The sequence below is a fragment of the Nonomuraea sp. NPDC050790 genome, from assembly GCF_044456745.1.
GTDB lineage: Bacteria > Actinomycetota > Actinomycetes > Streptosporangiales > Streptosporangiaceae > Nonomuraea.
Genome location: NZ_JBITGF010000001.1, coordinates 345280 through 359270 on the forward strand (window position 1 = coordinate 345280; position 13991 = coordinate 359270).

14 protein-coding genes are annotated in these 13991 nt (G+C 71.9%); 5 read left to right on the top strand and 9 right to left on the bottom strand.

The annotated features are described in order from the left end of the window. Positions 1 to 58: 58 nt before the first annotated feature. Genes cydC through ACIBEJ_RS01690 form a run of 4 tightly spaced genes read right to left on the bottom strand, consistent with a single transcriptional unit; the run spans position 59 to position 5326 of the window. A complete protein-coding gene (cydC, locus tag ACIBEJ_RS01675; protein WP_397180635.1) occupies positions 59 to 1738 on the bottom strand; it encodes a thiol reductant ABC exporter subunit CydC in 1680 nt (559 codons plus the stop codon). Next, positions 1735 to 3414: a thiol reductant ABC exporter subunit CydD gene (gene cydD, locus ACIBEJ_RS01680; protein ID WP_397180636.1), complete on the bottom strand. Its 1680-nt coding sequence runs from the start codon at positions 3412 to 3414 to the stop codon at positions 1735 to 1737. The genes cydC and cydD overlap by 4 nt, the downstream gene beginning before the upstream one ends. 6 nt (positions 3415 to 3420) lie before the next feature. Next, a complete protein-coding gene (locus ACIBEJ_RS01685) occupies positions 3421 to 4152 on the bottom strand; it encodes a cytochrome d ubiquinol oxidase subunit II (RefSeq protein WP_397180637.1) in 732 nt (243 codons plus the stop codon). Between the two features lie 10 nt (positions 4153 to 4162). Then, the gene (locus ACIBEJ_RS01690) at positions 4163 to 5326 is read right to left on the bottom strand and encodes a cytochrome ubiquinol oxidase subunit I (protein ID WP_397180638.1); all 1164 of its coding nucleotides are present in this window, start codon (positions 5324 to 5326) and stop codon (positions 4163 to 4165) included. A gap of 93 nt (positions 5327 to 5419) precedes the next feature. On the opposite strand from ACIBEJ_RS01690, the gene ACIBEJ_RS01695 reads away from it, so the two are divergent. Beyond that, on the top strand, positions 5420 to 5743 hold the full coding sequence (locus tag ACIBEJ_RS01695; RefSeq protein ID WP_397180639.1) for a PadR family transcriptional regulator: 324 nt from the start codon (positions 5420 to 5422) through the stop codon (positions 5741 to 5743). Here the strand turns inward: ACIBEJ_RS01695 and ACIBEJ_RS01700 are convergent. Further along, positions 5715 to 6386: a permease prefix domain 1-containing protein gene (locus ACIBEJ_RS01700; RefSeq protein WP_397180640.1), complete on the bottom strand. Its 672-nt coding sequence runs from the start codon at positions 6384 to 6386 to the stop codon at positions 5715 to 5717. The genes ACIBEJ_RS01695 and ACIBEJ_RS01700 overlap by 29 nt on opposite strands. Before the next feature lie 89 nt (positions 6387 to 6475). Here ACIBEJ_RS01700 and ACIBEJ_RS01705 point away from each other — a divergent pair, with 89 nt between their 5' ends. The 3 genes from ACIBEJ_RS01705 to ACIBEJ_RS01715 are packed head-to-tail and all read left to right on the top strand — an operon-like array spanning position 6476 to position 7765. Next, positions 6476 to 6820, top strand: coding sequence for a VOC family protein (locus ACIBEJ_RS01705; protein ID WP_397180641.1), 345 nt, complete (start codon positions 6476 to 6478; stop codon positions 6818 to 6820). After that, positions 6820 to 7332 (top strand): metalloregulator ArsR/SmtB family transcription factor, encoded by a 513-nt coding sequence (locus ACIBEJ_RS01710; RefSeq protein WP_397180642.1) that lies wholly within the window; start codon positions 6820 to 6822, stop codon positions 7330 to 7332. Before ACIBEJ_RS01705 ends, ACIBEJ_RS01710 begins: the two co-directional genes overlap by 1 nt. Further along, a complete protein-coding gene (locus ACIBEJ_RS01715; protein WP_397180643.1) occupies positions 7325 to 7765 on the top strand; it encodes an SRPBCC domain-containing protein in 441 nt (146 codons plus the stop codon). The genes ACIBEJ_RS01710 and ACIBEJ_RS01715 overlap by 8 nt, the downstream gene beginning before the upstream one ends. Before the next feature lie 61 nt (positions 7766 to 7826). Here ACIBEJ_RS01715 and ACIBEJ_RS01720 read toward each other — a convergent pair whose 3' ends face one another. Together ACIBEJ_RS01720 and ACIBEJ_RS01725 are read right to left on the bottom strand one after the other, a co-directional pair. Next, positions 7827 to 8201, bottom strand: a complete 375-nt coding sequence (locus tag ACIBEJ_RS01720; protein ID WP_397180644.1) for a thioredoxin family protein — start codon at positions 8199 to 8201, stop codon at positions 7827 to 7829. 113 nt (positions 8202 to 8314) lie between these two features. Next, the gene (locus ACIBEJ_RS01725) at positions 8315 to 10003 is read right to left on the bottom strand and encodes an ExeM/NucH family extracellular endonuclease (RefSeq protein ID WP_397180645.1); all 1689 of its coding nucleotides are present in this window, start codon (positions 10001 to 10003) and stop codon (positions 8315 to 8317) included. Between the two features lie 106 nt (positions 10004 to 10109). On the opposite strand from ACIBEJ_RS01725, the gene ACIBEJ_RS01730 reads away from it, so the two are divergent. Continuing rightward, positions 10110 to 11492: a pentapeptide repeat-containing protein gene (locus tag ACIBEJ_RS01730; RefSeq protein WP_397180646.1), complete on the top strand. Its 1383-nt coding sequence runs from the start codon at positions 10110 to 10112 to the stop codon at positions 11490 to 11492. 107 nt (positions 11493 to 11599) lie between these two features. Here ACIBEJ_RS01730 and ACIBEJ_RS01735 read toward each other — a convergent pair whose 3' ends face one another. After that, the gene (locus ACIBEJ_RS01735; protein ID WP_397180647.1) at positions 11600 to 12937 is read right to left on the bottom strand and encodes a class II 3-deoxy-7-phosphoheptulonate synthase; all 1338 of its coding nucleotides are present in this window, start codon (positions 12935 to 12937) and stop codon (positions 11600 to 11602) included. 91 nt (positions 12938 to 13028) lie between these two features. Beyond that, positions 13029 to 13988 carry an NAD(P)-dependent alcohol dehydrogenase gene (locus tag ACIBEJ_RS01740; protein ID WP_397181982.1) on the bottom strand — a complete coding sequence of 320 codons (960 nt, stop codon included), beginning with the start codon at positions 13986 to 13988 and terminating at the stop codon, positions 13029 to 13031. Positions 13989 to 13991: the final 3 nt, after the last annotated feature.

Below are 13991 nucleotides of genomic sequence, written 5' to 3' on the forward strand. Positions count from 1 at the left end.
ACTCCTCGTCAGTCCAAACTGGTTTGAACTGTAAACCAAAGAAGTTTGCGCTGCAAACCTAGCGTCGCGTGAGGGCCTCCGACTGCCACAGGTCGCGGTAGTAGCCGGGGACGGCGAGGAGATCCTCGTGACGGCCACGCTGGACGGCCCTGCCGTGCTCCATGACGATGATCTCGTCCACCTCCTCCAGGCCCTTCAGCCGGTGGGTGACCAGGAGCGTGGTGCGGTCGTGGGTGACGTCCAGCAGGTCGGCCATCAGGGCGTCGGCGGTCTCCTCGTCCAGCGCCTCGGCGGGCTCGTCGAGGAGGAGCACCTGCGGGTCGTACAGCAGCGCGCGGGCCAGGGCCAGGCGCTGCAACTGGCCGCCGGAGACGGTCCTGCCGTCCTCGCCGAGCTCGGCGTCCCAGCCGGTCCTGCTCACCCACTGGTCGAGACGGGCCTCCCGTACGGCTCGCGCCAGATCGTCGTCCGTCGACCCGGGCCCGGCCAGGCGCAGGTTGTCGCGCAGCGTGGTCTGGAAGATGTACGGATCCTGGGTGAGGCCGGTCATCAGGGTCCGCACCTGGTCGGAGTCCAGCTCCGCGGTGTCCACCCCGTTGACGCGCACCGAACCCGACTCCGGCTCCAGCAGGCGCATGAGCGCCGCCAGCACCGTGCTCTTGCCCGCGCCGCTCGGCCCCACCAGGGCCACCCTCCTGCCGGGCTCCAGCCGGAACGACAGGCCGTCCACGGCCGGGGGAGCGCCGGGCTCGTGCCGTACGACGAGGTCGTCGACCTCGACCGTCACCGGCGAGGCGGGCAGGGGGGCCGGAGCGGCGGGCTCGGTGACGGCCGGGGGAGCCGAGCGCACCTCGCGCAGGCGGCGCAGCGCGGCCGTGATGCCAGCCAGCCGCTCGCCCGCCGCGGCCAGCGGCAGCACCGGCTCGAACGACACCAGCGCCGTGAGCGCCAGCACCGCCGTCGCCACGGTGTCCGCGCCGGCCCCCTGGGCGACCAGCACGATCGCGGCCACCGTAAGGCCCTGCACCAGCGTGCCCACGCCGAGCGAGGCCGCGTGGACGCGCGACTGTCGGCGTTCGAGCGCGGCCAGTTCCGCGTCCGCCTCCATGGCCCTCGCGAGGGCCCGCTCGCCGGCCCCGTACGCGGCCAGGTCGGCCGAGCCGTGCACCAGGTCGGCCACCCGCTCGGCCAGCGCGGCCCTGGCCGGAGCCAGGCGGGCCGACCAGCGGCGGGCGGCGGCGGCCGTGCCCGCGGGCAGCAGCACGCCCGCCACCACCAGGCCCGCCAGCAGGACCAGCGCGGCGAACGGCGCGAGCGTCAGCGCGACGACGACCGCCGCCGCGCCGGTGATCAGGGCGGCCGTGGCCGGCAGCAGGCAGCGCACCAGCAGGTCCTGGACCGCCTCGGTGTCGTCGACCATGCGGCTGAGCAGGTCCGCGCCGCCGTGCCGGGGCTTCTGCGGCGCGATGAGCGCGCCGTAGAGGCGCTCGCGGGTCTCCGCCTGGGCGCGCAGGGCGACGTCGTGGCCGGTCAGGCGCTCGGCGTAGCGGAAGACGCCGCGGCTGGTGGCGAAGGCGCGGGTCGCCACGATCGCCACGCTCAGCGCGGCCAGCGGCGGCTGCTCGGCGGCCCGCGTGATCAGCCACGCGGCGGCGGCGATGAGGCCGAGCCCGGCCAGGTCGGCGGCGGCCCCGGCCAGCACGGCCCAGACGATCCTCGGGCCCATGCGGCGCTTCACCAGTTCTCCCTCACGTCGTCGCCGGTACGCGCCGGGGCGGCGTCCCTGCGGGTGTCGGACAGGACGCGGCCGGCGTGGATGCGGATCACCCGGTCGGCCAGGTCGATCATGGCGGGCCGGTGGGCGACGATGAGGGCGGTGCGGCCATCGGCCAGCGCGGCGGTGGCCTCGACGACGGCGGCCTCGCTGCGGCCGTCGAGGCGGGCCGTGGGCTCGTCCAGGAGCAGGACCGTCGCGCCGGGGCGGCAGAAGGCCCTGGCCAGGGCGATGCGCTGGCGCTGGCCCGCGGAGAAGTTGGCGCCGCGTTCGCCGACCAGGGTGTCGTAGCCCTCGGGCAGGGCCTCGACGAAGGCGTCGGCGTGGGCGGCCTTGGCGGCCTGCCGTACCTCGGGAAGGGTGGCGTCGGGGGCGCCAAGACGGATGTTGTCGGCGACCGAGGCGGCGAACAGGTGCGGGCGCTGCGGCACGAACGCCAGCTCGTCGGGGGTGTCAGGGGGCCGCCCGCCGACCAGCACCCGCCCCGAGGCGGGGGTGACGAAGCCGAGCAGCAGGTGCAGCAGCGTGCTCTTGCCGCCGCCGCTCTCGCCGACCAGCGCGACCCGCTCGCCGGGCGCGATCACCAGCGAGACGTCCTCCAGCGCGGCGTCCTCGCGGCCGGGGTAGCGGACGGTGACGTTCTCCAGCCGGATCTCCGGCGGACCCTCGCCGCGCTCCTCGCGGGCGGGTGCGGGCGCCCGCTCGGCGGCCTTCTCATCCAGTACGGCGAAGGCCGCGTCGGCCGCCGCCACGCCCTCCATCGAGGCGTGGAAGCGGGTCCCCATCATCCGCAGCGGCAGGTACGCCTCGGGGGCCAGCAGCAGGACGAGCAGCGCCGTGGTGAGGTCGAGGCTGCCGCCGAGCAGCCGCAGCCCGATCGGCACCGCCACGAGCGCCAGCGACAGCGACGCGCACAGCTCCAGCACCAGCGACGACAGGAACGCCACCCGCAGCGTGCGCATCGTGGCGCCCCGGTGGGCGTCGGCGACCTGCTGGATGACGGTGGCCTGGTGGCGGGCCCGGCCGAAGGCGCGCAGCGTGGGCAGCCCGCGCACGACGTCGAGGAAGTGCCCGCCGAGCCGCGACAGCGCGTGGAACTGCCGCTCGGTCGTCGCCTTGGTGTGCATCCCGACCAGGGCGCCGAAGATCGGGATGAGCGGCAGCGTGACCAGCACGATGACCGCGCTGGCCAGGTCGGCGGCGAACAGCCGGATGAGGACCGCCAGCGGCACCACCGCGGCGACCGCCATGGCGGGCAGGTACCCGGTCAGGTAGGGGTCGAGCCGGTCGAGCCCGCGCCCGGCCAGGGTGACGAGCTCACCGGAGCGGTGGCCTGCCAGGCGCGCGGGGCCCATCTCCCGCAGGCGGCCGAGCAGCCGCTCGCGCAGCGCCGACTTCACCCCGGTCGCGGTACGGCCGGCGAAGACCCCCTGGCTCCACCCGAGCAGCGCCCGCAGCCCGACCACCAGGGCCAGCGCGCCCAGCGCCGCCGCCGTGAACCTGCCGGACAGCACCCCGGCCAGAAGCTCGGCCTGGACGAGCACGAGCAGTCCCGCCAGCGTGGCGGCGGCCAGGGTGACGGCCAGATGCCTGCGCACCGACTGCTCGGCCCGCATGAGCCGCAGGAGATCTTTGTGCACGAGTCCTCAGAAGAACGACGGAGTACGGATGGCGCCCCGGAAGGTCCGCCAGACCCATACTTGCGCGCCGACCATGACCGGCGCGAACGGCAACACCATGAAACTGAGCACATTAAGGCTGGAATCGGCCGCCGAGGAGGCCAGGAGGAAGCCCGCCGACCCCGCCAGCAGGGCGATGACGGGCGCGGCGGCGGCCAGCCCGGTGAGCAGGAGCCGCCCGGCCTTCCCGCCCTCGCGCCAGTTCAGGAACGCCCGCCCGTGCACCGCGAAGACGACCGCGAGCAGCGCGCCGAGCCCGAGCCCGAACGGGTGCAGCAGGGAGGCGGTGAAGCCGGTCGCGGCGGCGTACAGGGCCACGCCCCAGCCGAGCGACAGGCCCAGCGAGCCCAGCGTGATCATGAGGTCCCAGAACGAGCGCCAGCCGGCCCCGTCGATGCGGCGGCGGAACCACAGCCCCGCGTCGCGCAGCACCCACGACAGCAGCATCGTGACCACGACGGGATAGAGCCCGAACAGCACGGGCCCCTCCAGCATCGGGTAGACGCCGAACAGCGCTCCGGCCACCGCGACCAGCCACACCTCGTTGGCCAGCACGTACGGGGCCATGGCGGCCACCATCCGGTCCCTGCGCTCCTGGGTACGGCCCAGCATGAGCAGGCCGACGCCCAGGTCGAAGCCCTCCAGGGCGAAGTAGCCGGCCAGCAGGACGGCGAAGACGACGAACCAGATCAGTTCCATGCGGGGGCTCCTAGAGGCTCATCGCCGGGCGGCGATCCTCGGCGGGGGCGCCGAGCGCGAGGTCGGCGGGGCCGCGCCGTACCACGCGGACGATGAGGACGTAGTCGACGACGGCCAGCAGCCCGAGCACGGCGACGAACCCGATCAGCGAGGCCGTGACCATCCCGGGCGTCAGCCCGGGGGACATGGCGTCGGCGACCGTGAGCTTCTCCCAGATCATCCAGGGCTGGCGCCCGATCTCCCTGGCCATCCAGCCGAGGATGGACGCCACGAACGGCAGCGGCGTCATGATGACGAGGATCACATGGGTCCAGCGCCACCTGGGCAGCCAGTGGATCAGCGGCAGCATCACCAGCACCACCATGAACCAGAGCAGATGCCCCAGTTCGATCATGAAGCCGAGCCCGACGGCGGCGGCGGTGTTGTTCTCGAACTTGCCGGTCTCGATGACCCCGAACTGCGCGTACCCGGCGCCGACCGCGAGCGTGCTGCCGATCGCCGCGGTCACCACGCCCGTGCGCAGCGACCTGGTGAAGAACTCCTGCTCGGCGGTCTTGCGCATGAGCTGGTACGCGCTGGCGCCGGCGAAGACCATGCCGCCGGTGAACAGCGCCGCCCCGATGATGTGCGGGAAGGCGGCGACCAGCGCGGGGTTGGTCATCAGCGCCCCGAAGTCGACCAGCTCCATGTGGTCGCCCTTGACGACGGAGCCGACCGGGTTCTGCAGGAAGGAGTTGGCGATCATGATGTAGAAGGCGCTGGCGTAGGCGGTGAGCGTGACGATCCAGATGCAGGCCAGGTGGAGCTTCTTGGGCAGCCTGTGCCAGCCGAAGATCCACAGCCCGAGGAACGTCGACTCCAGGAAGAACGCCACCAGCGTCTCCATGGCCAGCGGCGCCCCGAAGACGTCGCCGGCGTAGTGGGACAGGCCGCTCCAGGAGAGCCCGAACTGGAACTCCATCACCAGCCCGGTCACGATGCCAAGGGCGTAGTTGATCACGTAGATCTGGCCCCAGAAGCGGGTCATCCCCTCATACAGCCGCTTGCCCGACAGCACCCAGCGCGTGTTGAGGATGGCCACCAGCGGCGCCAGTCCCAGCGTGAGCACCACGAACAGGAAGTGCAGGCTGCCCGTCAGCGCGAACTGCAGGCGCGCCAGATCCAGTGCCTCCATGGCCTCATCCCCATTGCATGTTGTGTCTGCCTACATATAGAGAGCCTACATGTAGACTGTCTATATGACGAACGGGAACCTAGGATTGTCGCCATGAACCCGGACGCGCTCCGCGGCCACCTGGACGCACTGCTGCTCTCCGTGCTGGAGCACGAGCCGCTCCACGGCTACGCGATCATCGAAGCCCTGCAGGAACGCAGCGGCGGCGCGCTCAGCGTGCCCACCGGCACCGTCTATCCGGCGCTGCGCAAGCTGGAGCGCGTGGGCTTCCTGGTCAGCGAATGGGCGACCGTGGGCGGGCGCAAGCGGCGTACGTACCGGCTCACCGACTCCGGCAGGCGGCAGCTCGAAGGCGAGCGGTCCGCCTGGCGGGAGTTCACCGCCACGATCAGCGGTGTGCTACGGCCGTCCTCGTGATGCGCAGGCACCGCACCGCGCAGTAGAACTGCACGCCCGCCAGCGCGTAGCTGACCAGCGTCACCATCACACCCGGGGGATAGGCCGCGATGCCGACCGGCCCCTTCACCCCGATCGTCAGGATCATGCCCAGCACCGTCGTGGTCGCCAGCATGGCCAGCACCAGCCCGCCCAGCGAGCGGGTCACCAGCCGCGCCTTCGGCAGCAGCCGCGCGCCGCGCCCGAGCGCCAGCAGCGCCAGACCGCCGCTCACCCCCACCGCCACCTGCACGATGTCCAGCGCCAGCGAGACCGTGCCGTACCACCCGGGCTTCTGCGCCCAGATCGACGGGTCGATCGGGATGATCCGCCACAACATCGCCCAGGCCAGCGCGGTCAGCGGCACGCTCACGAACAGCAGCCCGCCCAGCCTGCGCCCCGCGCAGGCCGTCAGCTCGCTCTGGTAGCCGGGCGCGATCTCCTCGACCCGCCCGAACTCCTGTACGGCCAGCCGCTCGGCCTCCCCGCGCGCCAGCCCGTCCGCCTCGTAGGCGTCGGCCGTGTCGACCAGGCTGTCGTGGGCTTCGACGACCATGTCGCGCTTGGGCCCGGTCGGCCCGGACAGGGCGCGGTCCAGATCGGCCACGTAGTCGTCGATGAGCATGCCTCGATTCTACGGATCGGGGCGTCGGGGACTCATCAGGGTTTCCCCTGATTTGATATGTAGGATATTTCCTACGTATAGTGGCCGACATGGAAATCTCCACTGTGACCATCCCCGTCTCCGACCAGGAGAAGGCCCTGGCCTTCTACATTGGCCCCCTCGGCATGGGGATCAGGACCGACAACCCGTTCCCGATGGGCCGCTGGCTCACCGTCGCGCCGGAGGGCGGCACGACCACGCTGCTGCTCGCCTCGTGGTTCCCCGACATGGCCCCGATCGGCGGCCTCATCCTGACCGTGCCCGACCTCGACGACCTGGCCGATCGCCTCAGGGCCGCCGGCACCGACGCGGAGGGGCCCACCGACGAGCCCTGGGGACGCCAACTGCTCTTCCAGGACCCGTTCGGCAACGGCTACGTCGTCAGCCAGGGCTGATGTCCTCACCGGACGCCCTGTTCGCCGCGCTGGCCAGCCCGTCGCGGCGGCGGCTGCTCGAACTCCTGCTGCGTGAGGGCGACCAGCCCGCCGGGCGGCTGGCCGAACGGTTCGACATGAGCCGGCCCAGCGTGTCCGAGCACCTGAAGGTCCTCAGGGACGCCGGGCTGGTCGCCGAGCACCGCGCGGGCAGGGAACGCCGCTACCGGCTGGAGGCCGAGCCGCTCATGCGACTGCGCGACTGGCTCAGCCCGTACGAGCGCTTCTGGCGCGAGAGGCTGGCCGCGCTCGGCACGGTCCTCGACGAGATGCCCGACGAGGACGAGATACCCGGCGGAGACGAGACGCCCGGCGAGCACGAGACGCCCCGCGGAGACGAGATGCCCGGCGGAGACGAGATGCCCGGCGGAGACGAGATGCCCGGCGGAGACGAGATGCCCGGCGGAGACGAGATGCCCGGCGGAGACGAGATGCCCGAGATGTTCGGCGAAGGGGATGGCCTGGATGACTGACGGCGACCTGGGCGCGATCCGCGTCGACCACTTCTACCCGCACCCGCCCGCCAAGGTCTGGCGGGCGCTCACCGAACCCGAGCTGATGGCCAGATGGCTGATGCCCAACGACTTCCGGCTGGAGGTCGGCCACGAGTTCACCTTCACCACCGACCCGCGGCCGAACGTCGGCTTCGACGGTGTCGTCTACTGCCGCGTGCTCGAGATCGAGCCGCGGAAGCTGCTGCGGATCAGCTGGAGCGACCGCAAGAAGGCCGACTGGACCGTGAGCTGGCGGCTGGAGGGCGAGGGGCGGGGCACGCGCCTGTTCCTCGACCACGAGGGCTTCGACCCGGACGACGCGGCCCAGCAGTTCAGCCGCCGGATCATGGGCGGCGGCTGGCGCGGGACCATCCCCGCCAAGCTCGCCGAGGTCCTCGCCGAACTGCCCTAGCGGCCGTGCCCATGAGAAAGGACCTCGCCGTCATCGATCGGGGCGAGGTCCGGCGGGGACGTCAGTTCTGGTCGGCCTTCTTGAGCTCCTCGGCCAGCTCCGACCGGATGGAGTCCATGTCCAGCGCGCGCACCTGCCCGATCAGGTCCTCCAGGGCCGGGGCGGGAAGCGCGCCGGGCTGGGCGTAGACGACGATGCCGTCGCGGATGGCCATGATCGTCGGGATCGAGGTGATCTCGAAGCCCTGCGCCAGCGCCTGCTCGGCCTCGGTGTCGATCTTGCCGAAGGTGATGTCCTCGTGCTTCGCGGACGCCTTCTCGAAGATCGGCCCGAAGGTACGGCACGGCCCGCACCAAGCGGCCCAGAAGTCGAGCAGGACGATCCCCTTGTCGGCGATGTCGTTGAAGTTCTTCTCGGTTACTTCGATGGTCGCCACAAGTGGCTCCTCGTATCGTCGTTGAAGTTGCAACGGTGTCAACCACCCACCGCTTTCCAGCATTCCACGTCCCGCCGGGGGCACACACCAGGCCCCCGGCGGGACACGCGAGGTCAGCGCCCGGGAAGCTGGAGACCGAACAGCAACGGGTCGTGGTCGGAGGAGCGGAACGCGTCCGGCTTGTACAGGCCGGGCGGGTTGTACTCGGTGTTGTAGTCGAGGATGCGCGGCTCGTCGGCGTTGTTGTGCCAGATCGTCGCGCCGCTCACCCGCTTGAGCAACTGGCGGCCGACCAGCACGTGGTCGAGCTCGCCCGACAGGCCGTCGAAGATGTAGCTGTAACGCCACGGCGCCGGCACGAACCGCTTGGTCACGCTGGTCAGGCCGCCGGCCTCAAGGGTGTCGATCGGGTCCTCCTCGCCGTAGGCGTTGAGGTCGCCGAGGATGACGGGGTTCGGCAGCTCGGCGGCGATCTTGACGAGCGCCTCGGCCTGCTTCACGCGCAGCGGGTTCCAGCAGCCCTGGCCGTCGCCCTGGTCGGCGTCGGGGCCGCTCGGGGGGCAACTGCCCTTGGACTTGAGGTGGTTCACGATCATGGTGAACGGCTGGCCGCCGGAGACCCTCCGGAAGGTCTGGATGAGCGGCGGCCGACTGAACACCGGGTCCTGCGAGGAGGCGGTCTCACCGGCGGGCTTGAGCACGCGGGGCTTGTAGATCATCCCCACCTGGATCTCGTCGGTGCCGGGGAACGGGTGCGCGAGCGCCGCGTACGTGCCCGCGCCGACCTGGGCGTTGAGCGCGTCCACGAGCGCCTGCAGGGCGGTCTGCCCGTTGTTCTGGACCTCCATCAGCCCGACCACGTCCGCGTCGAGGCCCTTGAGCGTGGCCACGAGCTTGTCGAGCTGCCGCTTCTGCTCCTCGGCGTCGCTGGCCCCGCGCGAGCCGAGCGTAGTGAACCAGTTCAGCGTGTTCAGGCTGGCCACCTGCACGTTGCCGCCCACGGGCAGCGGCCGGGGGAAGCGCGGGTTGGTGTTGACGAACGAGAACGGCTTGACCGGCTGCAGCCGGTACTTGCCGAAGCCGTAGCCGAGCACGCCCGTCGCGCCGACGAGCGTGTCGCCCGCGCGCACGATCGGCGGCAGCGTGGCCGGGTTCTCGCGGGTGGAGCCGTCGTCGAGCAGCAGCGAGCGGCGCGCGTTGAGCGCCGGGTCCACGCCCGGCCGGTCGGTCGGCTGGTAGAGCCGCCCTCCCGCCGAGACGGTGATCTCGCCGTAGCGGCCGAGGTTGTAGTGGTCGCTGACGGTCAGCGGCTGGTAAAAGGTCAGCAGGACGTTCTCCACCGACTCCAGCCCGCCCGCCGAGGGCAGCCGGTACGGCGCCGCCGCCACCGACCCGGTCCCGCACACCGTGACCGCGGAGACCGGGGACAGCTCGGTCCAGCCGTTGAACTCGATCACCCGCCCGGTCACCAGCACCTTGTCGCCGGCGTTGACGTCCTGGAACGTGGAGCGGGCGAAGGCGAAGAGCCCGTCGGAGGTGGCCGGATCTGCGTCCGGGGTCGGGTCCTGGAGGAAGAACCCGCTGAGCTGGTCGGTCCGCTGGAAGTCGCCGGTGACGACGCCTTCGACGGTCACGGTCTGACCGGCCAGGGGGCTGGCGTCGCCGTTCCCCTGGACCTGCGCGATCTGGTGGGTGGCCGGTGTGTCGCAGGCCGCCGCCGTCGGCGTGGCGGCGAGGGCGGGTGTGGCCGCGAGGCCGACCGCGGCGAGGGCGCACATCGCTGCCCGGGTTAAAACACGCATGACCGGCACTTTAAGGGGAGTTGCCGTCGCGTTTTTCCACATCAAAGTGGATAGAACGTTAATTCATCTAACCTTGACAACCGCGGTCCCCGGGTATGACCACGGCATGGACTGGGTCACCTGCGCGCATTCCGGCGCCTGCACAGGATTCGCACACCAGCCTCACGGCTCCTGCCTGTTCCACGCCGCGCCCGAGCGGCGGGCCGAGGTGCTCCGCACCCTGGGCCCCGGCCGCCTCGTGGACCTGCGCGGTACCACCATCGACGCCGAACTCCTGGAGCGGGTCCTGGAGGCCACCGGAAGAAGGCCGGGCAGAACCCGCCTGGACCGCGCCCACTTCACCGGCGAGACGCGCTTCGCCGGAGTCGCCTTCCTCGGCGACGTCTCCCTCGACGGCGCCAGGTTCGACCGCCTGGCCTCCTTCTTCGGCGCCCGCTTCGAGGGCAACGTCTCCCTGGCGGGCGCCCGCTTCGCCAGGGAGGTGTCCTTCCACGGCGTGCGGGTGCGCGGCCACCTGTCGCTGGACCGGGCCTTGCTGGCCCGCGACGCGCTGTTCAGCCAGACCGCATGCGGCCGCGGCCTGTCGTGCGAGCGTGCCCGCTTCGACGGGTTCGCCACCTTCGACGGCGCCGTGGTCGGCGACGGTGCCGTCTTCCGCGGCGCCCGCTTCGGCCGCACGCTGTCCTTCCGCAAGGTCGTCGGCCCGGCGGGCTTCGACACCGCGCACTTCCTGGGCAACGTCTACGTCTCGCTCACCGGCCGCCTGTCGGCCGCCCACGTCCACGCCGAGAACGGGCTCGACCTGTGTGTCACCGGCTCCGGCGCCGACCTGCGGCACGCCGAGGTCACCGGCCCGCTGCTGCTGCGCCTCACCGACGCCCAGGCCGACCTGGAGTCGGCCGTCCTGCACGACCCGTCGGCCGTCTCCGGCCGCGGCCGCGCCGCGCTGACCTCCCTGCGCGAGGTGCGCGCCGCCACCCTCAGCCTGTCCGGCCTGGACCTGTCCACGTGCCGCTTCTCCGGCTATACCGACCCGGCGGGCCTGCGGCTGAAGAACTGCGCGTTCGCGCTGACGCCCAGCGGTGTCCGCTTCGGTCTGCGCTGGCCGCCGCTGCGCTGGTTCTCCCGCCGCCGCTCGCTGGCCGACGAGCACCTGTTACGGGGCTGGAGCGCTCCCGGCGAGGCCGCCGCCAGCGCGGAACGGCTGGCCGTCCTCTACACGGGCCTGCGGGCGGGCCTCGACGACGAGGCCGTGGCCGGCGACTTCGCCTTCGGCGCCATGGAGATGCGGCGCAAGGCCGGGGCTTCCAGGAGATGGTGGCTGGCGCTGTCCTGGCTGCTGTGCGGCTACGGCCTGCGCATGGGCCGGGCGGCGGTCTGGCTGGTCATCCTCATGGCGATCGTGGCCGGGGTCTTCTGGACCTCGACCTCCCATGCGACCCGCCGCGCCCTGCCGGCCGGCCCCGACCCGGCGATCCATCTCCGCTGATTGCGTGCGTTGTCACGGCGGGCCGGCCGTGAGCCCTCACGACCATCGCTCGACGGACGGCCGGGCACTACGGCGGGGCGGGCAGGCCGGCCCCGCCGTAACAGGAGCTAGACCGAGCGGTAGAGCTCGGCGACGCGGAAGGCGAGATCGAGCGACTGCGAGCGGTTGAGCCTCGGGTCGCAGGCGGTCTCGTAGCGCAGGGCGAGGTCGTCCTCGACGATCTCCTGGCCGCCGCCCACGCACTCGGTCACGTCGTCGCCGGTGAACTCGATGTGGATGCCGCCCGGGTGCGTCCCGAGCGCGCGGTGCACCTCGAAGAAGCCCGCCACCTCGTCCAGCACCGCGTCCAGGCGGCGCGTCTTGTGCCCGCTCGGCGCCTCGAACGTGTTGCCGTGCATCGGGTCGCAGATCCACGCCACCTGCGCCCCCGACGCCGTGACCTCCTTGACCAGCGGCGGCAGCAGCTCGCGGATCTTCGGCGCGCCCATCCGGGTGATGAACGTCAGGCGGCCGGGCTCGTTGGCCGGGTTGAGCTTCTCGACCAGCGTGAGCGCCTCCTCGGCCGACGTCGTGGGGCCGAGCTTGACGCCGATCGGGTTGCGGATGCGGGAGAAGAACTCCACGTGCGCGCCGTCGAGCTGGCGGGTGCGCTCGCCGATCCAGACCATGTGAGCGGAGACGTCGTACGGCAGGCCGGTACGCGAGTCGATGCGGGTGAGCGCCTGGTCGTAGTCGAGGATCAGGGCCTCGTGGGAGGAGTAGAACTCCACGGTGTGGAACTCCTCCGGGTCGGCCCCGCAGGCCCGCATGAACGCCAGCGCCTGGTCGATCTCCCTGGCCAGTTGCTCGTAGCGGCGCCCGGCGGGCGACTCGGCCACGAAGTCCTGGTTCCAGGCGTGCACCTGGCGCAGGTCGGCGTAGCCGCCCTTGGTGAAGGCGCGGGCGAGGTTGAGCGTGACCGCCGAGGAGTGGTACGCCTTCAGCAGCCGCCACGGGTCGGGCACCCGGGAGGCCTCGGTGAAGTCGAACCCGTTGACCATGTCGCCCCGGTAGGCGGGCAGGGTGACGCCGTCGCGGGTCTCGGTGCCCTTGGAGCGCGGCTTGGCGAACTGCCCGGCGACCCGGCCGATCTTCACGACCGGCACCTTGGCCGCGTAGGTGAGGACGATGGCCATCTGCAGCAGCGTCTTGAGCTTGTTGCGCACGTTGTCGGCGGTGGCGCCGGCGAACGTCTCGGCGCAGTCGCCACCCTGCAGCACGAACGCCTGGCCCTGGGCCACGTCGGCGAGCTGAGCCTTGAGCTGGTCGCACTCGCCGGCGAACACCAGAGGAGGAAGAGTCCGCAGTTCGTCCACGACCTTGCCGAGCTCGGCGGGGTCGGGCCAGTCGGGCTGCTGGGCGGCGGGAAGCGCCCGCCAGGAATCGAGGTTGCTCAGTGCGCTCACGACAAACGAGGGTATTCCACTCCGCCTTCCTCTCAGACCCCGGATTCCGCATTCTGAGAACGTGTTCTCACCAGCCGACCGCTGAAATCGGTCATACCACCTGGATCACGTGCTTTCCGCGCACGCCGCCCGCCTCCAGCGCCCGGTGCGCCCCGGCGATGCCGGACAGCGGGTGGACCGTGTCCACGACCGGCCGGAGCGCCCCCGACTCCGTGAGCCTGGTCAGCTCGGCGAACAGCTCGTGGGTGGGGTTGCCGCTGAAGAACCGTACGCGGCGCGAGCCGTACACGCTGGAGGCGAGGATGAAGCCGAGCGAGGCGGCCACGTGGTCGATGTCGAAGGCGATGGCCACCATCCGGCCCCGCGGCGTCAGCAGGCGCCGCCAGGCGGGCAGGCCGGTGCCCACGGCGTCGAGGATCACGTCGAAGCGGCCGAGGTCGGCGGGTCCGGTCGTGCGGTAGTCGTGGGCCTCGTGGGCGCCGAGGTCGTGGACGAGGTCCAGGTTGGCCTTTCCGGCCAGGGCGGTCACGTGCGCGCCATAGGCACGGCCGAGCTGGACGGCGAGGCTGCCCACGCCTCCCGCCGCGCCGCGCACCAGCAGACGCTCGCCCGGAGCGAGGCGGGCCTTGTCGCGCAGCGCGGTGATCGCGGTCGTGCCCACGGGCAGGGCCGCGGCCTGGACCAGGTCGAGCCCCGCCGGGGCGAAGGCGAGCTGCCGGGGCCGCACGACCACGTACTCGGCGGCGCTGCCGAAGCCCTGGGACCTGGCCATGCTGCCCCAGACCCGGTCGCCCGGCCGCAGGCCGGACATCGGCGAGCCCAGGGCGGCGACCTCGCCGGTGAAGTCGATCCCGGTGCGCTTGGGCCAGCCGCGATTGGCCAGACCGGTCACCAGCCGGACCTTTCCGGCCCGGCCCAGGTATTCGCCGCCGTTGACGCTGGCGGCGTGGACGCGTACCAGGACCTCGCCCGGGCCGGGGGCGGGCCTGGGCAGGACGCCCTCGTACAGGACTTCAGGGGGGCCGTAGCGGTCGTAAAGGGCCGCGCGCATCTC

What these genes read in the sequence shown, in the direction of transcription:
- ACIBEJ_RS01715 (WP_397180643.1), top strand. Translation starts at nt 7,325, where the DNA reads ATGACTGACGGCGACCTGGGCGCGATCCGCGTCGACCACTTCTACCCG.
- ACIBEJ_RS01730 (WP_397180646.1), top strand. Translation starts at nt 10,110, where the DNA reads ATGGACTGGGTCACCTGCGCGCATTCCGGCGCCTGCACAGGATTCGCA.
- ACIBEJ_RS01705 (WP_397180641.1), top strand. Translation starts at nt 6,476, where the DNA reads ATGGAAATCTCCACTGTGACCATCCCCGTCTCCGACCAGGAGAAGGCC.
- ACIBEJ_RS01685 (WP_397180637.1), bottom strand. Translation starts at nt 4,152, where the DNA reads ATGGAACTGATCTGGTTCGTCGTCTTCGCCGTCCTGCTGGCCGGCTAC.
- ACIBEJ_RS01725 (WP_397180645.1), bottom strand. Translation starts at nt 10,003, where the DNA reads ATGCGTGTTTTAACCCGGGCAGCGATGTGCGCCCTCGCCGCGGTCGGC.
- ACIBEJ_RS01690 (WP_397180638.1), bottom strand. Translation starts at nt 5,326, where the DNA reads ATGGAGGCACTGGATCTGGCGCGCCTGCAGTTCGCGCTGACGGGCAGC.
- ACIBEJ_RS01740 (WP_397181982.1), bottom strand. Translation starts at nt 13,988, where the DNA reads ATGCGCGCGGCCCTTTACGACCGCTACGGCCCCCCTGAAGTCCTGTAC.
- ACIBEJ_RS01695 (WP_397180639.1), top strand. Translation starts at nt 5,420, where the DNA reads ATGAACCCGGACGCGCTCCGCGGCCACCTGGACGCACTGCTGCTCTCC.
- ACIBEJ_RS01710 (WP_397180642.1), top strand. Translation starts at nt 6,820, where the DNA reads ATGTCCTCACCGGACGCCCTGTTCGCCGCGCTGGCCAGCCCGTCGCGG.
- ACIBEJ_RS01700 (WP_397180640.1), bottom strand. Translation starts at nt 6,386, where the DNA reads ATGCTCATCGACGACTACGTGGCCGATCTGGACCGCGCCCTGTCCGGG.